Source organism: Yoonia sp. R2-816 (genome assembly GCF_046762905.1).
In the GTDB taxonomy this organism is placed as follows: Bacteria; Pseudomonadota; Alphaproteobacteria; order Rhodobacterales; family Rhodobacteraceae; genus Yoonia.
In genome coordinates, this window is record NZ_JBKQXN010000151.1 from 1 (window position 1) to 21,520 (window position 21,520).

At 56.2% G+C, this 21,520-nt stretch carries 16 protein-coding genes; 13 read left to right on the forward strand and 3 right to left on the reverse strand.

Annotated elements, in window-relative coordinates:
* Nucleotides 1–486: 486 nt before the first annotated feature.
* Complete coding sequence (locus tag ACFWW2_RS04840; RefSeq protein ID WP_393926611.1) at nucleotides 487–4,005, forward strand: ankyrin repeat domain-containing protein; 3,519 nt, start codon at nucleotides 487–489, stop codon at nucleotides 4,003–4,005.
* 334 nt (nucleotides 4,006–4,339) lie between these two features.
* Here ACFWW2_RS04840 and ACFWW2_RS04845 read toward each other — a convergent pair whose 3' ends face one another.
* Nucleotides 4,340–5,662 (reverse strand): acetamidase/formamidase family protein, encoded by a 1,323-nt coding sequence (locus ACFWW2_RS04845; protein WP_393926612.1) that lies wholly within the window; start codon nucleotides 5,660–5,662, stop codon nucleotides 4,340–4,342.
* A gap of 471 nt (nucleotides 5,663–6,133) precedes the next feature.
* Here ACFWW2_RS04845 and hydA point away from each other — a divergent pair, with 471 nt between their 5' ends.
* From hydA to ACFWW2_RS04865, 4 genes are read left to right on the forward strand one after another with little or no spacing between them, the layout of a single operon-like run.
* Nucleotides 6,134–7,549 (forward strand): dihydropyrimidinase, encoded by a 1,416-nt coding sequence (gene hydA, locus ACFWW2_RS04850; RefSeq protein ID WP_393926613.1) that lies wholly within the window; start codon nucleotides 6,134–6,136, stop codon nucleotides 7,547–7,549.
* Nucleotides 7,546–7,950, forward strand: a complete 405-nt coding sequence (locus ACFWW2_RS04855) for a VOC family protein (protein ID WP_393926614.1) — start codon at nucleotides 7,546–7,548, stop codon at nucleotides 7,948–7,950. Before hydA ends, ACFWW2_RS04855 begins: the two co-directional genes overlap by 4 nt.
* Nucleotides 7,947–8,627: an aspartate/glutamate racemase family protein gene (locus ACFWW2_RS04860; protein WP_393926615.1), complete on the forward strand. Its 681-nt coding sequence runs from the start codon at nucleotides 7,947–7,949 to the stop codon at nucleotides 8,625–8,627. Before ACFWW2_RS04855 ends, ACFWW2_RS04860 begins: the two co-directional genes overlap by 4 nt.
* The gene (locus tag ACFWW2_RS04865) at nucleotides 8,620–9,537 is read left to right on the forward strand and encodes a dihydrodipicolinate synthase family protein (RefSeq protein WP_393926616.1); all 918 of its coding nucleotides are present in this window, start codon (nucleotides 8,620–8,622) and stop codon (nucleotides 9,535–9,537) included. Before ACFWW2_RS04860 ends, ACFWW2_RS04865 begins: the two co-directional genes overlap by 8 nt.
* 370 nt (nucleotides 9,538–9,907) lie before the next feature.
* On the opposite strand, the gene rhaI is transcribed toward ACFWW2_RS04865, so the two are convergent.
* Both rhaI and ACFWW2_RS04875 read right to left on the reverse strand, forming a co-directional pair.
* Nucleotides 9,908–11,182 (reverse strand): L-rhamnose catabolism isomerase, encoded by a 1,275-nt coding sequence (gene rhaI / locus ACFWW2_RS04870; RefSeq protein WP_393926618.1) that lies wholly within the window; start codon nucleotides 11,180–11,182, stop codon nucleotides 9,908–9,910.
* An 11-nt stretch (nucleotides 11,183–11,193) separates the two neighbouring features.
* Nucleotides 11,194–13,296 carry a bifunctional rhamnulose-1-phosphate aldolase/short-chain dehydrogenase gene (locus ACFWW2_RS04875; protein ID WP_393926619.1) on the reverse strand — a complete coding sequence of 701 codons (2,103 nt, stop codon included), beginning with the start codon at nucleotides 13,294–13,296 and terminating at the stop codon, nucleotides 11,194–11,196.
* Nucleotides 13,297–13,482: 186 nt separating this feature from the next.
* Here ACFWW2_RS04875 and ACFWW2_RS04880 point away from each other — a divergent pair, with 186 nt between their 5' ends.
* The 8 genes from ACFWW2_RS04880 (at nucleotide 13,483) to ACFWW2_RS04915 (ending at nucleotide 21,331) form a co-directional block, all read left to right on the forward strand.
* The gene (locus ACFWW2_RS04880; RefSeq protein WP_393926620.1) at nucleotides 13,483–14,295 is read left to right on the forward strand and encodes a DeoR/GlpR family DNA-binding transcription regulator; all 813 of its coding nucleotides are present in this window, start codon (nucleotides 13,483–13,485) and stop codon (nucleotides 14,293–14,295) included.
* 26 nt (nucleotides 14,296–14,321) lie between these two features.
* Entirely contained in the window at nucleotides 14,322–15,317 is a 996-nt protein-coding gene (gene rhaS, locus ACFWW2_RS04885; RefSeq protein ID WP_393926621.1) for a rhamnose ABC transporter substrate-binding protein, read from the forward strand.
* 78 nt (nucleotides 15,318–15,395) lie between these two features.
* Nucleotides 15,396–16,940 (forward strand): sugar ABC transporter ATP-binding protein, encoded by a 1,545-nt coding sequence (locus tag ACFWW2_RS04890; protein ID WP_393926622.1) that lies wholly within the window; start codon nucleotides 15,396–15,398, stop codon nucleotides 16,938–16,940.
* Nucleotides 16,937–17,929 carry an ABC transporter permease gene (locus ACFWW2_RS04895; protein WP_393926623.1) on the forward strand — a complete coding sequence of 331 codons (993 nt, stop codon included), beginning with the start codon at nucleotides 16,937–16,939 and terminating at the stop codon, nucleotides 17,927–17,929. The genes ACFWW2_RS04890 and ACFWW2_RS04895 overlap by 4 nt, the downstream gene beginning before the upstream one ends.
* Nucleotides 17,926–18,930 (forward strand): ABC transporter permease, encoded by a 1,005-nt coding sequence (locus tag ACFWW2_RS04900; RefSeq protein ID WP_393926624.1) that lies wholly within the window; start codon nucleotides 17,926–17,928, stop codon nucleotides 18,928–18,930. Before ACFWW2_RS04895 ends, ACFWW2_RS04900 begins: the two co-directional genes overlap by 4 nt.
* The gene (rhaM, locus tag ACFWW2_RS04905; protein WP_393926625.1) at nucleotides 18,927–19,244 is read left to right on the forward strand and encodes an L-rhamnose mutarotase; all 318 of its coding nucleotides are present in this window, start codon (nucleotides 18,927–18,929) and stop codon (nucleotides 19,242–19,244) included. Before ACFWW2_RS04900 ends, rhaM begins: the two co-directional genes overlap by 4 nt.
* Complete coding sequence (locus ACFWW2_RS04910; RefSeq protein ID WP_393926626.1) at nucleotides 19,241–20,602, forward strand: FGGY-family carbohydrate kinase; 1,362 nt, start codon at nucleotides 19,241–19,243, stop codon at nucleotides 20,600–20,602. Before rhaM ends, ACFWW2_RS04910 begins: the two co-directional genes overlap by 4 nt.
* 336 nt (nucleotides 20,603–20,938) lie before the next feature.
* Complete coding sequence (locus ACFWW2_RS04915) at nucleotides 20,939–21,331, forward strand: VOC family protein (RefSeq protein WP_393926627.1); 393 nt, start codon at nucleotides 20,939–20,941, stop codon at nucleotides 21,329–21,331.
* The last annotated feature ends 189 nt before the right edge of the window (nucleotides 21,332–21,520 follow it).

Genomic DNA, 21,520 nt, shown 5'->3' on the forward strand with positions numbered 1-21,520 from the left:
ACCCGATTGGAACCTCGCTCGCGGAATTCATCAGGGCCAGCGGAACACCACCGCATAAACAGGCCGGACAGACGAAGGTACTGACGAAAATGACCGCAAACATCGCCAGAAAACGCTTGCAATGCAGGAGCCACCCACAGAGGTCATTCCCAATGTCGTCAAGCGCCGCGATGCAGCTTCACCAGACCGGACGTTCGCTGCGGCTGCATAATGAAGGTGCCCGCAAACTAACAGTCTGCTGAATTTACGACCGTTCTATCTGCCTAAATGAACGTTGGCTCTGGCGAACCGCTCAAACGGGCGGATCCTATGCTGGTAGTGAAGGGCACGATGCAACGTCAATCAACCGCAAAGTTCAGATCGTTGGACTTGATAAATCAAGTTACACACACGAACATGGTGTATTAGTCGGCGATTGCTAAAGTAATCGCGTCGGCGATCCTTTGAATAACACCCTGGTGGTTGAGAGATTACGGTACGAGAAGCATGAGATATCTATTGGCCTCCATCGCATTGATTGTGTCATCAACCGCAGTGCAGGCTTGTGAGGCCATGCGGCGGTTCAACGCGGTCGCAGTGCTGAATGTTGAGGGTGTACAGTCGTGCATCTCTGATGGTTATGACGTGCGAGCCAACGACGGTTTCAACGGAGAAGGCATTTTGCATCGTGTCGCTGCTATGCACAATGATCCAGCAGTGATGCGCGCAGTGATTGCAGCAGGTGCCGAACCTAATCAGCGTGACGATACTGGACTGACGGCCTTGCATTGGGCCGCCAATAAGAACCCAAACCCGCAGATCATAGACACGCTCATTTCGCTTGGCGCTGACCCCAACCTTAGACGTGCAGATGGCAGTAACGTCACCACACTTAACATGGCATTGTTCAATCGAAATCCGGCGGTGGTGAGTGCGTTGCTGGCTGGAGGTGCTGATCCGTTCCAAAACAGCCAGTACGACCGCAATGTCCTGCATTGGGCCGCGTCAATGGATGCACCACCGCAAGTGATAGAGACACTGCTCGAGGCGATTGGCGATGTTGAGGTACGGGATGACATGATGCAATCGACGCCACTTCATTTCGCGGCTCAGAACGGGGATGATCCGGCGACTGTGATCCTTCTTTTGGAACTTGGGGCTGATATTCAGGCCAAAGATTGGCGCAATAACTCTCCGCTTCATCGTGCGATCGAGAAGAATAATACAACCCAAATTGCAGCGTTGCTAGCACAAGGAGCCGATCCTAACGCGGCTGGGGCTGGTGGCATCACTCCGATGCATTATGCGGGAAAATATGCCCAGAATATGGATATGTTTGACATGCTCGTGAACGCTGGCGGTGATATAAATGCGCGCGCGCCGGAAGACGCCGAAACACCGTTGCATCATGCCGCTGAATACAATGACTATCCAGACGTTGTTCAACATATGCTGGCTTTGGGTGCAGATGCGGATGCGATGGATCGAGACGGAACACGACCTCTTTCCGATGCTGCTCGCGCTAGCGAAACGGTTGACGTTGTAAGATTACTGCTTGACGCAACAAGTGACACAACTGCTGCTAGCCACTCTGGCCGAACTGCACTGCAGTCGGCGTTAAGGTTCAATAAAAATGCCGAGATAGTTGCACTGCTCATCGAAAATGCGGGCACGACCAACCCAACAGCGTTACATCTGGCGACCGGGGCCAGCAATCATTCTTACGATGTTGTCGCATCGTTACTTGATGCAGGCGCTGACCCGAATGCCCTTGATGAAGATGGCGATACGGCGCTTCACAAGGCGTTTGAATTTGATGCTGATCCAACGGTAATTGAGGCGCTAATGGCCGCTGGTGCTGATGTGACGATCAAAGGCAATAACGGCAATACGCCACTGCATCTTATTTCAAGTAAGACTGAAGTAATGAATTTCTTTCAGATATTCGTCGCCGCTGGTGCTGATGTGAATGCGCAAAATGACCTTGGGTCTACGCTTTTGCACAGGCTTTCATATCGCGGATCGGCTGATGCTATTGGTATGGCTCTTGCTGCAGGTGCGGACGCGGATTTGCAAAATTCATCAGGTAGTACTGCACTGCACCTCGCCCTACAATCCGAGTATGATCGATCTCAGGCTGTGGTGGATCTTATACCGCATACTGACCCGAATATTAAGGATGAAGATGGCAATACGGCATTGCACCTAGCCCTAGCAAAACCGGTTTCAGCGCACCTTATCATTGACATTCTGGATGCAGGCGCTGATCCGAATACCCCAAATCGTTACGGAGTCACGCCGTTCGAATTAGTGCTGCGCAGGTCTAATCTCCTACAATTGGTTGAACCGTTCCTTGCAGCGGGTGCCGATGTCGCACAGCCAGGCAGTGAGGGGAGCAGTGCATTGCATGCCGCGGTGCAGACCGGGGATCATGACGTTATTCAGCGGCTGCTGGATCTCGGTGTTGATATCAATGCCCAAGATGATCTCGGCAACACGCCTTTACACAGTGTCTACGAGGCGGATCTGGCTGCGTTTCTATTGGCAGCTGGCGCCGATCCCAATGTAGCCAACCAACAGAGTTATACGCCCCTGCATAGTGCGGCACGATATGATTTAGCGCTGATAATGGTCTTGTTGGAGGCCGGAGCCGACCCAACGGCGCAAACGGATATTGGCCTAACCCCTCTTGCGCTCACATTGCAGGAAGAAGGGTTTGCTGATGATCAAATCATTCTTGCATTGTTAGATGCCGGGGCCGATCCGATTGATCTGCCCACGTCGTGGACACGAATGATCGATTTATTTGATATCCATACTGATTTTGCTGCGGGCAAGCCAAGGCAAAACCATGATTTTGGCGGGGCTGTCGCCTTTCATCAGAGTGATGTCTTGGTGACAAATATTGCCGGACGGTCATCCAGTACAGATGTAAATCGTGATGGGGTCGGATATCTTTATGATGTTGAAACGGGGCAACTCAAAACCGTTTTCGAAAACGCAACAGATCCACTGGTGACTGACTTTGGCCGAGCGGCGGCGCTGACTGGTGAATACGCACTGATTGCCGCGCCTGAATCTGATCGCCAGAGGTCGCAGGCCGCTTTGGATCGTGGTTCGGTCAGCATCTTTGCGTCGGATTCAGGTGCTGGAGTTGGGGTATTGGAAAACCCCAACTCCGACTCAAGCACAACTTTTGGCACTTCGGTCGCGGCACAAGGGAACACTGTAGCTGTCGGCGCGCCTGGCAATTTCAGCATGGTGTCGGATGGGGATACGACCGAAAACAGAGCGGGTTTCGTGCATATCTACGATCTGGACACGAAGGCTTTGCGCCAGTCATTCAACCTACCCGGGGCGAACCGCGCGTTGCGCTTCGGTGCGGCTGTTGCCCTGCAGGGTGACACCTTGTTGATTGGCGCGCCAGAGGACTACCGATCAAAGAACGCGCAAGGAGCGGTGTTTCTGATCGACCTAAAAACGGGTGATCTACTGCACAACTTCGAAAATCCGGACCCGGATTGGCTGCGCAGTTTCGGTGGACAAGTCGCGATAGATGGAAATCGCATCATGGTTTCAGCACAGGCAAGTTTTGACCATCCCGAAACCTTGGATACAGTGTTTGTTTTTGACCTGACCAGTGGCGATATGCTGCACCGGTTCGAGAATCCTGATCCGGTCATGTTTGACTATGGGTTCGGCGACGCAATTGATTTGCATGGAGACATTGCTGCGATTGGCGCACCTCACTCGATTCAAGAGGGCAACGGACCGCAGTTGGGGGCTGTTTTCATCTATGAATTGACTAGAGGCGGACTCGTTCAGCGGATCGACGACCCAGCGGGCGATCCAAATGTCGTATTTGGTAGTAAAATCGCACTGGATGACAAATGGTTGGTAGTCGCCAAAGGACATCGCGGCTTAAATGATGCCTCTGCACTAGAGGAATTACCTAATGTCGCAACGGCTTTTGGTCGGACAAACCTCTCTGTGCAAGCAGGATATCCCCAAAACTCCGGCCGTTAAACAACTGAGCGGCTCGGAATCGGCCCAAAAGAGCCATTGGCCCAGTGACCCGATGCCGCACTGCAGACTCCCGGAGCCGCCGCTCGTGCATCTCGCAGCATTTTTTCGGCCTCACCGTCCATCAGCGAACAAGACCTACCCGCTATTTGGGCGAGGCTTGCTCCGCTTCCTATAGCCGATGTCCGTACGTCGTGAAGCAGGATCTGGATTTTACACTTGGGTTTGACGCGCCAGTGCCAGATTCCAGACGATAAGCCTTGATAGGTCGTAAGCGCTTGTGTCCAGTCCAGTAGGAAGCGCGGCAGAGCGCAACTGTACTGTGCCGCGCTCGCAGTTAGATACTGTATTGCTCTCGGGCGTAGTCGCCCAGACCTACGGCATCAAGTTTGTTCAGAGGCGCCAGGAAAGTCACCTGGATCACACCCGGCGCACGTCCGATTTCGATGGCTCCGTTGACAGTTGCCCGATTGCGAATTTCAGCGACCGTCACATCCAGCAGCTTTGCCGCACGGGCCAGACCGTTTTCAATCGCCTCGTTCAGATTTGCAGCCGTTCCGATGACCGAAATCGGTGCCAGCGCCTCAATATCAGACACCTGCCACTTTTCAGCGAGGCGTGCGCCTTTGCTTTTTTCCGCAGCCGTGAATGGTTTTGCCAAAGGCGGCAGGTCTTCTTCCAGCGGAAACAGGACCGGCCCATCCAAAGGATAGTTTTTGACCACCTCCAGCTGCAGGGTCACGCTGCCTGAGACATCCATCGTATGGCCAGCGATTTCACCGTCGCCCTGGCCTGCATGCATATCGCCCATATAGACGCCTGCACCTTTAACCTTGACCGGACACACAAGAATGGCACCGGCGCGCACGGCGTCGATATCCATGTGTCCGTCGGTCTTATGTTCGGCCAACTGTTCCGCCGTGATGCCGTAATCATGGGGAGCGCCTACCAAGAAGGCTCCAAAATCACCTGCGTTGTGGCTGTCAGGCATCGGCATTGATGGGCAGGTGCCAAGTTGCCCCATGAATGGCCGCATACGAACAAGTGTGCCCGGCATATCCGAAGGCGCATATTTCAGAATGGAGTGCTGACGGCTTTCATCCGGCAATGCTGCATAGTGATCGGCACTCTTAGCGATCGTCTCGGCCGCATCTTTGGGCAGCGTCAGGCCAACGGTGCGCGTTTCGTCAAAGGTGACTGTGTAGCCGTGGACGATCTCAAATGGTTTGACCGCATTCCCGCAAGCATCACATTTGACCGAGTCTTGGCCAATACCCTCAATATGGGTCTCAGGCCAAACCGTATCACAGGTGGGGCATCGTGCAGCCACATAAGGGTCTCCGAGACAGAACCCCTCAGGAGAACTATCGTGGCCGGAGGCCGTCGCACTTGAGGTGACTGTGATGTCGCGAATGCGAATTGCGACACCATCGCCGATCTCGGCGCCTTCAACAAAGACAGGCTGTGTCACTTCGTGGCCGCCGCGCAGGCTCGGGGTGATCATCGGACCCCAGCAGCCTGGCGCGGTGTTAGCTATGATCGTTCCCCCATCCTCAATCGGGCCCAACATGGGGCCATCTGGGTCGAGGACGCTATTGGTGAATTCATGAACGACGACGCTGCGCCGTGCCGGGTTTCTCGCTGTGCTTCCGTCCGCCATTTTACTTCACCTCGCTTTTGAATTTGCAGGCGGCAATGATAGGTGCCATGGCGCAAACAGCAAGAACTTGTGTACTTCACCCGCAGCCAACCTTTGTTGGGATTTCGCCTTGTCAAAACCGGAAAGGAGCAACGTTTTCGGCCCATTGCAGCCGTTCACACTGCCTCTGTCATGCTGCGGCGCGGTCCGTCGAAGGAGACATTCGCTGCAGCGCCGCAAACTTGGGGTTGGCGAAGTGACAATTCGCGGACATAGTAGCCGCAGGCCACCGGGCAAAAAAGCTTCCTTATTAACTGATGGCGGACGGCCTGTTCCAATATTTAGAGCATGTGGTCGTTCGGCAACCTGCGAAACGCGTGTCATGGCGTCTCGACAGTTGTCTCTGATCTCATATTGCAAAGCACTTTGCACCCGCTTCAATAGAAGGCATGCTGCAACACAAGACTCCGAAATCGCGATGGGCAGGGATTGATGGTCGATGGCATAGATCTCGTAATTCAAGACGGTCAGGTGGTTACGCCCCACGGCGTTGTCCATGGTGATGTGGCGATTTCCAACGGCAAGGTCGTCTCCTTGGGTGCACCCGTCGCAGGCGCAAAGGCGCGTATTTCGGCGAAGGGAAAATGGGTGATGCCCGGCGGCGTAGATCCGCATGCCCACATCGAACAAATGTCGGGCATGGGACAGTGGAATGCTGACACGTTTGAAACCGCGACAAAATCGGCAGCAATGGGTGGCACAACCAGTGTCATCTCATTCGCCGCGCAAGCCAATGGGCAACTGCTCTCCGAAACCGTGGCCGACTATGCGGCGCGCGCCTCCAGAGGCGCTATGATCGATTATGCATTTCACATCACTCTGACGGACACCGATGTTGCCGGATTTGATGGCGATCTTGCCGCACTGATCAGTGCCGGCCACAGGTCTCTGAAAGTGTTCACGACCTATAATATCCAACTCAGCGACGCGCAGTTGTTGCGGATATTTCAAAGCGCGCGGCAAAGTGGCGCTTTGGTATGTGTCCATGCCGAAAACGACGCGATCATCGCTAAGGCGAGAGAAGATCTCATCAATGCTGGCCATGTCACCCCTCGGGATCATGCCAGGTCTCGGCCCCGTATGGCGGAGACCGAAGCAGTCGAGCGCATCTGCCGGTTTGCGGAATACGCAGATCAACCCGTGATGCTGTTTCACATCTCGACCCGCGAAGGAGCCGCCGCAATCAAGGCCGCGCAGGCGCGTGGCGCTCCGGTCTGGGCGGAAACCTGTCCACATTACCTTTTCATGACGGAAGACGTTCTGGACAAGCCCGGGCTGGAGGGCGCCAAATGGATGTGTTCGCCCCCGCAACGGACCGAACAGGATCAGGAAGCGTTGTGGACAGCACTGCTGAACGGAACGCTCAGCCTCATCTCGTCGGATCACGCGCCCTATCGCTTTGATGACACGGGCAAACTGTCGGCTGGCCGAAACCCTGGATTCCACCAGATTGCAAATGGTCTGCCGGGATTGGAAACTCGGTTGCCGCTTCTTTTCAACGCGATGGTCACAGAGGGCCGCGGCGGACCCGAAGCCTTTGTCGAACTGACGTCACACGCGCCAGCAAGGATTTACGGGCTGCCGCACAAGGGCGCGATCGCTGAAGGAATGGATGCGGATATTGTCATTTGGGACCCAGGGAAAACAGTGACCTACGGCGCCGACGATCTGCATGACAATGTCGGGTACAACCCGTGGGAGGGATATCAAGTGACGGGCTGGCCGGAACGCGTCATGCTCCGAGGGCGGACTATAGTGGAAAATGGCGAATTCCTGGGCGAGCCAGGACACAGCATGTGGATCGACCGACCGAAATTGGCCACAAAACCAAGGGGGCATGCCAGTTGAGCTCAAGCGAAATACGCCGCCCAGACACAAGCAATGAACTGGCGATCACGTTTCTCTATTATCGGGATCTGCCGAAGGCCACGCAGTTTTACGAGAATGTCCTCGGACTGCCGTTGGCAATCGATCAGGGGTGGTGCAAGATCTATCGGATTTGCCCAGGTGCTCATGTCGGCCTTGTGGACGAGACGAAGGGCATGAACAAATGGTCAGCAACCAAACCTTTACAGCTATGCATCCGCGTTCCCGAGGTGGATGATTGGTACGCCTACGCACAGACCAAGGAATTGGACACCTTGTCTCCGCTATTCGAGAACGATGAAATCGGCATCCGAGCTTTCGTCTTCAACGATCCCGAGGGCTATCAGATCGAGATCCAATCCGCGACACGGCCGGACGCATGAACTCACTGATTGTCATCAATCCAAACTCATCGCAGCATGTGACAGGCGGCATCGACGCAGCCGTTGACCCTCTGCGCAGCTTCGGAATTCCCATCCGCTGCCTCACCTTATCTGAGGGACCACCGGGTATAGAAACTCAACGACAGGCTGATCTGACAATTGCGCCGATGCTGGAACTAGCGGCAGCTCAGAACGATGCTGCAGGATATGTGATCGCCTGCTTTGGCGATCCGGGTCTGCACGCCTTGCGCGACCAGACGTCGAGTCCAGTTGTCGGGATTCAGGAAGCATCCGTCATGACGGCCCTGACATTGGGTCACCGGTTTGGCGTGATCGCTATACTGCCTGCCTCCGTTCCACGTCACTTGCGCGCCTTTGGCGCCATGGGGGTGCTAGATCGGTTGGCGGGCGACCGTGCCCTTGGTCTGGGCGTTGCGGACTTGTCCGACGGTGCAAAAAGCCTTGATGCGATGATCGCGACCGGGAGACGGCTACGCGACGAAGATGGCGCCGATGTTCTGATAATGGGCTGTGCCGGCATGGCCCGCTATCGCGACCCGTTGCAGGAGGCGACCGGCCTACCGATTGTTGAGCCCACCCAGGCAGCGGTGAGCATGGCATTGGGGCAAATCCGCCTCACACTGTCTCACAAATTGCAAAGAGCCGATCATGCTTAATGAATCCACTCAAGGCGTTTTTACCATTGCCGCAACGCCGTTCCTGCCTGATGGCGCGCTTGATTTTGACAGCATCGATCGCTTGGTCGACGCATACATTGAAAAAGGCGCCGATGGTCTCACGATTCTAGGCATGATGGGTGAGGCCGGAAAGCTTACGGCTGCGGAATCCGTGTCGGTTGTTCGGCGTGTCACTTCACGCAGCGCGGTTCCCGTGATTGTCGGGGTTTCCGCGCCAGGATTTTCGGCAATGACAGCGCTCAGCAAAGAAGCCATGGATGCCGGCTCAACGGGTGTCATGGTCGCTCCGCCCATGGGTCTGCAAACCGATGCTCAGATTGTCGGTTATTTTCACAATACGGCAGAAGCGTTGGGCAACATTCCCTTCGTTTTGCAGGATTTCCCACTTGCCACTGGTGTGCAAATCTCACCCTCGGTTGTCCTCAAGATCGTCGAAGACTGCCCGACATGTGTGGTGCTCAAACACGAAGATTGGCCGGGCCTTGAAAAGATCACGGCGCTGCGCAAGGCGTCCGATACCGGATCGCGCCGCATATCCATCTTGTGCGGAAATGGCGGGATGTACCTGCTCGAAGAATTGCTGCGCGGGGCAGATGGCGCGATGACCGGGTTTGGATACCCCGAGATGATGCGGCAGGTGCTGGACGCCTTTCAGGCCGGAGACCTAGAGCGCGCACGGGATATCTTCGACGCCTATATGCCAATGATCCGTTACGAGGCGCAGCCCGGTATGGGGCTGGCGATCCGAAAGCATTCGCTTGTCCGGCAGGGTATCATTCGACACTCAACGCTACGCAAACCCGGAGCTGGGTTGACGGCGAAGACGATCGCAGAAATCGATGCACTCGCCGCGCGGCAAACCAGGCGTTTGAGCGATCTGGGTTTGTAGCCACGATGTTGGAATGGCCGTCTGCATGAGACGCCGAGCTGCAATTTGCCGAACGCTCCGGAAGGTCGACTCTCGGCCGAACTCGGATACGGCGCGGAATCTGCGGCAGTTTAGAGAAAGATAAAGCCGCTCGCGGCCCATTCCGGCCATTGCCGGTGCTGTCTTGCGCTGCGGTGCGGCTTCGCCAAACCGGCCTTTCACTGCAACTGCAAAGACTAGCGCAGTTTTGGTGTCAGCTGTGCGGGACGACGTGGATGTTAGACCACCCAATGTTAAGGTCTGATTCCGGTCAGTCGCGGCCATGTGCGTTTAATACAGAGACGCGATCAATCTGTAGAATGCGTGCGGCTGTTCTCATCTTGGGAAAGCCTCAAACGATACCGCCACCTGCCCCACTCACGGCCGGTCGCTCTGCGGCCACCAGCGCGCGATAGCCTGACGCACGATACACCGCGACAGGGTCAATAGCCCCTCCACTCTCAAGCCGTGACATCGCAAGCACGGGTTCCACATCCGTCCGGAACCCATGCTTCAATGTGGTCGTCGCCATAAGTGCGTCGTTGTCGTCCTGAAAACCGACCAGGGCAGCGCGATCCACCAACAAAGCCTGCGCATAGGCGCGTTGCACTTCGGTGGCGGACACCATGAGGCTTTCAATCGGGTCCGTCACATTGTGACTTTGATCAAGCATGTGCATCGGATTGAAATCAGGGTTCGCCTCGGCCTCCACCAATTCGTTGAAGACAAGGAAAAGACGGTAAGGATCAATGCTGCCGGTATCCAAATCATCGTCACCATATTTGCTGTCATTGAAGTGGAACCCGCCCAGCTTGCCGAACTGGGTCAGGCGCGCGACGATCATTTCTATATTCACATTGGGCGCGTGGTGGCCAAGGTCCACCAGGCATTTGGCCTTGTCGCCCAACTGCTGTGCAATCAACAGGTTGGTGCCCCAATCCTGAACAACAGTCGAATAGAATGCAGGCTCGTACATCTTGTGTTCGGTCAACAGAGTCCAATCGTTCGGTAATGCGCCGTAAACCTGTTTGGCGGCGTCCAGGTAACGTTCGAATTGTTTGGTGAAGTTGGCCTGACCCGGAAAATTCGATCCGTCCCCGACCCAGATCGTCAATGCCTTGGACCCGATTTGCGCGCCCAATTCGATGCAGGCGATGTTGTGGTCCACGGCCTGCTGACGCGTCGCGGCGTCCACATGTGCTAAGGATCCGAATTCGTAGCTGTGTTCTTGATCGGGTTGATCCTGGAACGTGTTGGAGTTCATCGCGTCAAAGCGCAGTCCAATTTTCTCGGCTTTGCTGTTCAGATCGGCAGCGGGCTGTGTGTCCCACGGGATATGCAGCGAGACCGATGGCGTGGCGCATGTCAGCTGATGGATCACGCCGCAATCGTCCAACTTGTCAAAGATATTGCGCGGCTCGCCTGCTCCTGGAAAACGCGCGAACCGTGTGCCGCCGGTGCCAACACCCCAGCTAGGCACGGCCACACCATATTGGGCGACCTTCTCCTTGATCCTGGTAATGTCGATGCCGCGCCGGTCGAGGTGTTCGCCAAGCGCGTCATAGTCGGCCTTCAGTTTGGCCAGCGCCGCGTCATTGGCCTTTGAGATGATATCTGACTGAATCATGTGCCCGCCCCTTACCGTGTGAACGCTTGTACATTGCCTGCGTCCACGTTGATGATGTTTCCGGTCGATTTGGCTGAGAGGTCGGAGGCAAGGAAATAGGCCGCCTCGGCGATGTCTTCGGGCAGCACCGAGCGCTTGAGCATGGACCGCTCACGATACATCGCCTCAAGCCCGTCCTTATCGGTGCCATAAATGCCCGCGCGTTGATCAAGCCATTCGCCCTGCCAGATCTTGCTGCCCTTAAGAACGGCATCGGGATTCACCACATTCACCCGCACGCTCATTGGCGCGCCTTCAAGGGCCAGACACCGGGCGAGGTGAATTTCAGAAGCTTTCGCGGTGCAATAGGCCGACGCATTGGGCGACGCTGCAAGCCCGTTCTTGGACGCAACAAAGACAACCGCTCCGCCGATATTTTGCACCTTGAACAGCCTAAACGCCTCGCGGCTGACAAGGAAATACCCGGTCGACAGGATCGCCATGTTCTTGTTCCACAAATCCAGCGTTGTCTCTTCGACAGGCGCGGAGCTTGCGATGCCTGCATTCGACACCAGAATGTCGACACCGCCAAATTCTGCAGCGATCTCAACATAGGCAGCGGCCACGGCGTCTTCGCTAGTGACATTCATGTTGACCGTGCGCACGACGTCTGCGGAATACCGCGTGCTTAGCGCATCCGCCGTTTCAGCCAATGCCGCTTCGTCAATATCGGCCAGCATCACGCACGCACCTTCGCGCAAGTAGCGTTCCGCCGTGGCAGCGCCAATGCCGCCCGCCCCGCCCGTGACAAGGGCCACGCGGCCAGCCATCGACTTGGGCGCAGGCATGCGTTGCAACTTGGCCTCTTCCAGAAGCCAGTACTCGATGTCGAACGCCTCTTGTTCCGGCAGACCCTGGTATTCCGAAACCGCATCGGCTCCGCGCATCACGTTGATCGCGTTGACGTAAAACTCACCGGATATGCGCGCAGTGGCTTTGTCTTTGGCAAAGGTGATCATGCCAACGCCCGGGATCAAATAGACTACCGCATTGGGGTCACGGATGGCGGGGCTGTCGTCGCGTTTGCAGCGATCGTAGTAGGCCAAATATCCTTCGCGATAATCCGCAATAGCATCGGCCAACCCTGCCAAGGTTTCATCAACATCTGGTTTTGCGGGGTCAAAATCCACCACCAGCGGACAGATTTTCGTACGCAGGAAGTGGTCCGGGCAGGATGTGCCTAAGGCGGCCAGCCGCTCCATGTCTTTGGCATTCACAAATTCCAGAACCGCATCACTGTCGGTGAAATGACCCACCATGTGCTGCTGTCCGGATACCATGCCGCGAATGGCTGGCATGAGGCGGGCTGCCGTGGCACGGCGTGCGTCCGCGTTCAGGCTTTGATGAACCGCTCCGCCGAATGCCGACTTGCCTGCGGTCCTTTCGGCGAACCAATCCATCGCCGTCTGGACCACCTCCAGCGTCAGATCATAGCAATCCTGCGCATCATCAGCCCAGGTGAACAAACCGTGGCTTTCCAGAACCACACCCTTCGCATCAGGGTTCTTTTCGCAATAGTTCGACAGCCAGAGGCCCAGCTCATATCCCGGTTTCTTCCACGGCAACCACCCGATGTTATCGCCAAAAATCTCTTGCGTCAGTGCCTTGCTGTCCTTGGCCGCCGCTATCGCAATGATCGCATCTGGGTGCATGTGATCAACGTGTTTGGCGGGGACATAGGCGTGCAGTGGCGTGTCGATAGAGGCCGCGCGCGGGTTGAGATTGAAGGTGCAATGGGGCAAGTAGGCGACCATCTCGTCTTCAAATTCTACTCCGCGGTACAGCCCCCGCAGCGCATTTAGCTTGTCCATATAGAGCGTCGAGAACCCGTCCATCTTGATCGAACCGACATCCCCGCCTGACCCTTTGACCCACAACACCTCAACCATGTTGCCGCTCAACGGATCAACTTCCATCACCTTGGCGGATGTATTGCCGCCCCCGTAATTTGTGATTCTCTTGTCCGACCCAAGAAGGTTGGACCGATACAGCAGCTTTTCAGGCTCTGTCATCTTGTTAGAGAAGGTAGCATCCCACTTGTTTTCAAGGCGTTGCATATTTGTGGAAGAGGTCATGTGGGTCTCCGTGGACGACGGGTTTAGGCTGCTAACTCCAAATCAAGGTGACTGCACTGCGCGATCAAGTCAATCATTTTCAATCATAATCAATCATGCTGCACTGCAGAATGACTATTATTGACAAATAATGATTGACACTGAGCGGCGACTCAATTCACGTTAGGCCAATCGAAAGGGTATCCAATGCACGAGAAAGACAGACATCGCGTTATCCTCTCCGCCGTTCAGGACCGCTCTGTAGTCACGGTCGCGGACCTTTGCGCCCTGACTGGCGCGTCCGAGGCCACGGTACGGCGCGATATCAATACATTGGACGACCAAAAGCGCCTTCGCCGCATTCGCGGTGGCGCCGAAGCCTTGACCGCGACGCCTTTTGTCGGCCTGTCTGGCCGCCCATTCTCGGTCAATGAAACGATGAACATCGCCGAGAAGCAGGCGATTGCGGCCGCAGCGGTTGAGTTGTGCGAAGACGGCGAACCAATTATCATCAACGGCGGCACGACAACATTTCAGATGGTCCACCCGCTGGCATCGCGTCGGATGCAGGTCTTCACGAACTCCTTTCCGATAGCCGAGCACCTGCTCAAGAACACGACCAATACCGTTATGCTGTCGGGTGGCATTATCTACCGGGAACAGAATATTATCCTGTCGCCTTTCGATAATGATGTGACCCGCAATTTCTATGCCAAGCGAATGTTCATGGGTGCGGCGGGCATCGGCCCGCTGGGCCTGATGGAACAAGACCCGCTGCTTATTCAAGCGGAACAGAAGCTCATCGGTCAAGCCGAAGAACTGATCGTTCTGGTGGACAGCTCCAAATTCGCTAACCGCTCAAGTCTGGTGCTTTGCCCGCTTGACCGGATCGACACAATCATCACCGACGACCGGCTAGAGGACCGCACTGCGACCATGCTGGACGCGGCAGATGTAACACTGATCGTGGTGCCTTCCGGTTCCGCGCAGAAAGAAGGTGTGGCGACGCTGCCAGCCTGATTGAAACCACTCCAGGGAGGAAAACCATGAGTGTATTAAAGAGACTAGTAACTTCCGTCGCGTTGGCCGGCACCATGTTGGGCACACCTGCCCTTGCGCAAGACGATGTGCGTATCGCTTTGGTCGTCAAGGCACTGGGCATCGGGTTCTTCGAAGCCGCCGCTGAAGGCGCAGAAGAAGCCGCCGCTGAGCTTGGCAATGTCGAGATCATTTATACCGGCCCCACTGACACGACGGCGGAAGGTCAGATCGAGGTCATCAACGCACTGATCGCCCAGCAGGTCGATGCCATTGCGATCTCTGCCAACGACACCGACGCTTTGGTTCCTGCGCTGAAGCGCGCCATGCAGCGTGGTATCACTGTGATCAGCTGGGATTCCGGCGTGGCACCTGAGGGTCGCCAGTTGCACCTGAACCCATCGTCGAATTCGCTGATTGGCAACATGATCATCAAGCTGGCCGCCGATCATCTGCCCGAAGGTGGTGATGTGGCGGTTTTGTCTGCGACCACCACCTCGACCAACCAGAACATCTGGATCGAAGAGATGAACAAGGTCATGGGCAACTATCCGGGCATCAATGTGGTCTCGACCGTGTATGGCGATGACCTTGCCGATAAATCCTACCGCGAGGCCACTGGTCTAATGCAGTCTTTCCCAGATCTGGACGCGATCATCGCGCCGACGTCCGTCGGCATCGTTGCCGCAGCACAGGCTGTTGTGGATGCAGGTAAAGTCGGTGAAGTGAACGTGACTGGCCTTGGCCTGCCGTCCGAGATGGCTGGTGCAATCGAGAGCGGTGCGTCCCAGTCCTTCGCGATCTGGAACCCGATTGATCTGGGGTATTCCGCCACTATGCTGGCCTATGAGCTCAGCCAAAACGGTGTCGAAGCCGCCCCCGGTGCGGAAATTCGGATGGGCCGCATGGGTGCCCTTACGCTGGACGAGAACAACGAAGGCGCCATGGCCGATCCGTTCGTCTATGACGCCAGCAACATCGACCAGTTCAAGTCGATCTTCTAAACGACCCTCCCTGACTGGTCCGGCGTACTACGGTGCGTCGGGCCGGACAACGTCGCCCCGCTCCAAATGAGGTTTCGAATGACGACGCAACCCGCGCCAAATTCGCCCGTCGTGTCCCCGGTTGTTTCCATGGACATGATCACCAAGACCTTCCCCGGAGTGAAGGCATTGGATGAGGTCAAACTGGACCTGTATCCCGGCCAGGTTACCGCCCTTGTGGGCGAGAACGGCGCCGGCAAATCCACCACGGTCAAGATCCTCACTGGAATCTATTTCCCTGACGGCGGCACAATCCGCATCGACGGCGACCCCATCGCCTTTTCCAATCCCAATGATGCCTCCGACGCGGGCATTACCGCGATCCATCAGGAAACCGTGCTGTTTGACGAACTCTCCGTCGCCGAAAACATCTATATCGGCCATGCTCCGCGCACGCGGTTCGGATTGATCGACAACGCCGAAATGCACCGCGCTGCTACCGCTCTGCTCGAAGAAATCGGCGCGCCGTTCAGTTCACACACCCAATTGCGCGATCTTGGCATTGCCAACAAGCACCTGGTCGCCATCGCCCGCGCCCTATCCGTTGATGCCCGCGTGGTGATCATGGACGAACCCACCGCCGCCCTGTCGCACAAGGAAATCGAAGAGCTGTATGAACTGGTCGAGACCTTGAAATCCCAGGGCAAAGCAATCTTGTTCATAAGCCATAAGTTCGACGAGATTTTCCGCATCGCCGACCGCTACACCGTCTTTCGCGATGGCGCGTTTGTGGGCGACGGTCTGATCGCAGACATCGACGAAGACGCGCTGGTTAAAATGATGGTTGGCCGCGCCGTAGACCATATTTTCCCCGACCGTAATCCTGTTGTAGGCGAGGATGTTCTACAAGTCGTGGGCTATCATCATCCGACCGAATTCGCCGACATCGGTTTCACCCTCAAGCGCGGCGAAATCCTCGGGTTCTATGGGCTTGTGGGCGCGGGTCGCTCCGAATTCATGCAGGCCTTGTTTGGCATAACCAAACCCAGCAAAGGCGTGACCAAAATCAACGGTGATATCTGCGTCATCCGGTCCCCCGCAGATGCCGTGAACAACGGGATCGTCTACGTGCCCGAAGATCGTGGTAAACAGGGCGCGATTATCGGATTGCCGATATTCCAGAACATCACCCTGCCGTCCCTTGGTCGCACGTCCCAGCGTGGCTTCCTGCGGCTCGCCGAGGAATTCAAACTGGCGCGCAAATATGCCGAGCGGTTGGATCTGCGCGCTGCATCCCTTGATCAGGACGTAGGCAATCTGTCGGGTGGCAACCAGCAAAAGGTCGTCATCGCCAAATGGCTGGCGACCCAACCACAAGTCATCATCCTTGATGAACCCACCAAAGGTATCGACATCGGATCAAAGGCAGCGGTGCACGAATTTATGGCCGAACTGGCAGCACTTGGCCTGTCTGTGATCATGGTCAGCTCTGAGATCCCTGAAGTGATCGGCATGTCTGACCGTGTGATTGTCATGCGGGACGGGCGTATCGCGGCTGAACTCGTAGGCGATGACCTGGCCCCGGAAACGCTTGTTCGGCACGCCGCAGGCATCTCTACAACTCCCGAGAGTTTTCCGGCATGACCCGTCTTATTCCTGTCCGAGAAACCATACTTGCCGCCGCCATTCTGGTGCTGATGATCCTGATCGCCTCGCGGTTTCCCGGCTTTGTCGCGCCCTCGAACCTCGCCAATGTATTCAACGATACAGCACCTCTGATCATCCTTGCCTTGGGGCAGATGGTCGTGATCCTGACGCGCTGCATTGATTTATCTGTGGCGGCTAATCTGGCGCTCACGGGCATGGCCGTGGCGATGATCAACGTCGCGATGCCCGGCCTGCCAATCCCTGTGATCATTGCGATTGCCATCGGATTGGGCGCCGTCATGGGCGCGATCAATGGGCTGCTGGTCTGGAAGCTGGCGATCCCGCCCATCGTGGTCACTCTTGGCACAATGACCATTTACCGCGGCATGATCTTTCTGATCTCGGATGGCAAATGGGTTAACTCGCACGAGATGTCGCCCGCGTTTACGGCGTTCCCGCGAGCCGAATTTCTTGGTTTGCCAGTTCTGTCGTGGATCGCAATAATCTGCGTTATCGGCTTTGCGGTCATGATGTCTCGCACCCCGCTGGGTCGGTCCGTCTTTGCGGTGGGCGGCAACCCCCATGCTGCGGTCTATACCGGGATCAATGTCGGCAAGACGCAGTTTCTGGCCTTCGTAATTTCCGGGGCTCTCGCTGGATTGACCGGCTATCTTTGGGTGTCCCGCTTTGCCGTAGCCTATGTCGATATCGCAGGCGGATTCGAGCTTGAGGTTGTGGCTGCCTGTGTCATTGGCGGCATCTCGATCGCGGGCGGTATCGGATCGGTCGGTGGTGCAGTCCTGGGCGCGATCTTCCTTGGGGTCGTGAAAAATGCATTGCCTGTCGTCAACATCTCACCGTTCTGGCAACTCGCTATCTCCGGCAGTGCGATCTTGATTGCCGTGGCCTTCAACGCCCGTGGAGGCCGCACCAAAGGCCGTATCATCCTCAAGTCAGCCGAAAAACCGCTGGAGGCCGCGGAATGACCGATACTAGCCTTCAGACCCGCCATGTGCCCGACCGTCTGCAAAGCCGCGCGTATCGGACATTCCGCAGTTGGGAAGCGCTGTTGCTCGCTGTCGCGTTGGCGATCTTCATCGTCAACAGTTTTGCCTCACCCTATTTCCTGAGCGCTTGGAACCTCAGCGACGCGACCTTCAACTTCACCGAAAAAGCCATGATCGCCTTTGCGATGGCGCTGCTGATCATCTCGGGCGAAATCGACCTCTCGGTTGCGTCGATCATCGCCCTTGCCAGCACCGCGATGGGCCTTGCGTTGCAATACGGCGCGGGCACGCCGGAACTAGTGATCATCGGCCTCACAGTCGGCCTCTTATGCGGAGCGTTCAATGCGGTTTTCGTCACGATCCTTGGGTTGCCGTCCATTGTCGTCACCATTGGCACGATGAGCCTTTTTCGTGGCATCAGCTTTATCATCCTGGGCGATGACGCCTTCCGGGGTTACCCTGCCAGCTTTTCGTGGTTCGGCCAAGGGTACATCTATTGGGTCTTCACAGTTGAAATGCTGCTCTTCGTGATCATCGCGATCATCTACTTTGTGCTCTTGCACAAAACCAACTTTGGCCGCGCGGTGTACGCCATCGGCAACAACCCCACCGGGGCGGTGTTCAGTGGCATCCGGGTTCAGCGTGTGAAGTTCATCTTGTTCCTGCTCACCGGCCTGATGTCCGGCGTGGCGGCGGTTTGCCTGACCTCACGCCTCGGTTCCACGCGCCCCAGCATCGCCACGGGGATGGAGCTCGAAGTAGTCACGATGGTCGTTCTGGGTGGCGTCAATATCCTTGGCGGATCTGGGTCGATCCCCGGCGTGGTCATTGCAGCCTTTGTCATGGGACTTGTCACCTTTGGCTTGGGTCTGCTGAATGTGCCGGGCATCGTCATGTCTATCTTCATCGGCTTGCTGCTGATCGGCGTCATTGCCTTGCCACGCCTCTGGACGATGGCCGCAGCTCGGAGCGCAACATGACTGAACGCTACGTGTTTCGCATGCGTCTGAATGATGGAATGGAGGCCGAATACAAGCGCCGCCATGATGAGATCTGGCCGGAGCTGGTGGACCTTTTGCACGACGCAGGGGTCAGCGATTACTCAATCCATTTTGACTCGGAGACCCTGTTGCTGATCGGTGTTCTCGAGCGCCGGTCAGATCACACGATGGACACGTTGGCAGAACATCCGGTCATGCAGAAATGGTGGGCACATATGGCCGACATCATGGAGGCCGGCCCCGACAACGCACCCGTCGCTGTGCCGCTGGAACGCATGTTCCATTTGCCATGACAGCACCCCAACATGTCGCGGTGATCGACGTCGGCAAAACCAACGCCAAACTCGCGTTGGTCGATCTGCCGAGCCTCGTGCTAACCCGCCCGAACATCGTGCTGACCGACGGTCCGTGGCCGCACTACGATGTCGAAGGGCACTGGGAGTTTCTGCTCGATGCGCTCAGCCAGTCCCACAAAGAGCACCGCGTGGATGCAATCTCCGTCACGACCCACGGTGCTTGTGCCGCCTTGCTGACCCACGAAGGACAACTCGCCGCGCCGATCCTCGATTATGAACACGAATATCCTAACCACATCGTAGAAGCCTACACGGCTCTCAAGCCGGACTTCGCTGAAACCGGATCACCGACATTGGCAGGCGGCTTGAACATCGGCGCGCAACTGCATTGGCAGTTCACCCAAGTCCCATCATTGCGAGACCGCACCGCGCATATCGTGACATACCCGCAATACTGGGGACATCGCCTTACTGGCGTTGCGGCAACCGATGTTACGTCGATCGGCTGCCACACGGATCTCTGGCAGCCTCGAAAAGGAGTGTTTTCGGGCCTACCTCGGCGTTTGGGCATTGCTGACAAGATCGCGCAGGTGCACAAACCCTCTGATATTTTGGGTGCAATCCGACCTGAAATTGCGCAACTTACCGGTCTGCCCGTCGATACCAACGTTGTCGTTGGCATTCACGACTCCAATGCATCCCTTTATCCTCACCTTCTGACCCAAACAGGTCCGTTTTCTGTGGTCTCGACTGGTACATGGGTTATTGCCATGACACTGGGCGGTGCAGACATTTCTCTGGACTCCAGACGGGATACGCTCATCAATGTCGACGCGCGCGGTGCGCCCGTTCCTAGCGCGCGATTCATGGGCGGGCGAGAATACGAGCTCATCCAACAGGGCCACGCAGCACCATCGACAGCCAAGGACGTGGTAGAGGTCCTAGAACAGCACGTGATGGTTTTGCCAGCAGTAGAGCCACAAACGGGGCCGTTTCAGGGTCGAAAGATGCGCTGGACACCGACAGAGCCAGATCTCGGCACGGGCACAAGATCCGTAGCGCTTTCATTCTACCTTGCCTTGATGACAGACACCTGCCTGCAGCTGACCGGCGCAACCGGCCCAACAATCGTTGAAGGGCCTTTCGCCCGAAATCGTGAATTTACCGCCATGCTTGCGGCCGCAACCGGGAGGGAAGTTCTAACAAGTGACGCCGTTACAGGCACCAGCATTGGGGCCGCTCTCCTTTTCGATCAAAGCGATGGATTGGCCAGGCCAAACTTGGCTCACCCTCCCGGAAATCTTCCAGATCTTCGCAAATACGCAGCCCTCTGGCGATCTGAAACAATTATCTGACCGCACAACCCCACATTCAGCCATGCCCAATTCGCGAGTGGAGAAAACGTCCGCTCTTCGCCTTTTCCGGGCAACAGAGTGTCTCCCAGCACCTGAGATCTTGGGCTCTGACCGTCCTCAGGCGTTGCGACATCGCTTGAACACTACTCATCCTTTTGACCAACACGAAGGGCCTACAGCTGGCCTCGGGCAGGTTTTCGAATTCTGCGCTTGCAGCCCGCATTTCCGACATTCGCGACATGAGCGAAGCAGCTTGGCCATGTATTGCGCCTGACAAATGTTGCGGGCAGTAACACTGTCTGCCACCTTGCCTTGAGAAATTGGAAGGGAGGTTAGTTGGTTACCAAAAGCAACACAGAGACGGAGCGACATACGATTACGCCTTACTTCACGGTCCAATCCGCAGATCGATTGATTGATTTTCTGACCACTGCGTTTGGCGCAACACTGGTCAAAGAGAACAGGTACAGCGACAATCGCATTCAGCACGCCAGATTGCTGATCGGTGACTCCCTGGTCATGCTGAATCAAAGCACGGACGACTATCCACCGAACATTTCTCAGATGCACATCGTTGTGGAAGATACCGACCAAACCTACCAGTTAGCGCTCGAACTTGGTGCGACTAATCTGATGGAGCCAAACAATCGGCCGCATGGGGAGCGGATGGCGGGTATTAAGGATCCATGTGGGAATGTCTGGTGGATAGCGTCACCAAACCTCTGGTAGCTACACCAGCCCATTGCTGCCTTTCGTTTTACCAGTCGGCGCCGCTGTCCCACAGCGGACACTGATCGTGAACGTAGCATGCTAGGTTAATCGAAGACGAAATCGCTACTGCCGAAAAGCTTAGATCGCGAGGCATGGCGTATGTCTTCACTGCCGCACCACGGAACCCTGTCCGACAGGTTGTGGTGT

Coding starts and splice junctions, on each gene's coding strand:
- ACFWW2_RS04865 (WP_393926616.1), top strand. CDS start 8,620: ATGCTTAATGAATCCACTCAAGGCGTTTTTACCATTGCCGCAACGCCG.
- ACFWW2_RS04890 (WP_393926622.1), top strand. CDS start 15,396: ATGACGACGCAACCCGCGCCAAATTCGCCCGTCGTGTCCCCGGTTGTT.
- ACFWW2_RS04910 (WP_393926626.1), top strand. CDS start 19,241: ATGACAGCACCCCAACATGTCGCGGTGATCGACGTCGGCAAAACCAAC.
- ACFWW2_RS04845 (WP_393926612.1), bottom strand. CDS start 5,662: ATGGCGGACGGAAGCACAGCGAGAAACCCGGCACGGCGCAGCGTCGTC.
- ACFWW2_RS04900 (WP_393926624.1), top strand. CDS start 17,926: ATGACCGATACTAGCCTTCAGACCCGCCATGTGCCCGACCGTCTGCAA.
- ACFWW2_RS04880 (WP_393926620.1), top strand. CDS start 13,483: ATGCACGAGAAAGACAGACATCGCGTTATCCTCTCCGCCGTTCAGGAC.
- rhaM (WP_393926625.1), top strand. CDS start 18,927: ATGACTGAACGCTACGTGTTTCGCATGCGTCTGAATGATGGAATGGAG.
- ACFWW2_RS04840 (WP_393926611.1), top strand. CDS start 487: ATGAGATATCTATTGGCCTCCATCGCATTGATTGTGTCATCAACCGCA.
- ACFWW2_RS04875 (WP_393926619.1), bottom strand. CDS start 13,296: ATGACCTCTTCCACAAATATGCAACGCCTTGAAAACAAGTGGGATGCT.
- rhaI (WP_393926618.1), bottom strand. CDS start 11,182: ATGATTCAGTCAGATATCATCTCAAAGGCCAATGACGCGGCGCTGGCC.
- ACFWW2_RS04860 (WP_393926615.1), top strand. CDS start 7,947: ATGAACTCACTGATTGTCATCAATCCAAACTCATCGCAGCATGTGACA.
- rhaS (WP_393926621.1), top strand. CDS start 14,322: ATGAGTGTATTAAAGAGACTAGTAACTTCCGTCGCGTTGGCCGGCACC.
- hydA (WP_393926613.1), top strand. CDS start 6,134: ATGGTCGATGGCATAGATCTCGTAATTCAAGACGGTCAGGTGGTTACG.
- ACFWW2_RS04895 (WP_393926623.1), top strand. CDS start 16,937: ATGACCCGTCTTATTCCTGTCCGAGAAACCATACTTGCCGCCGCCATT.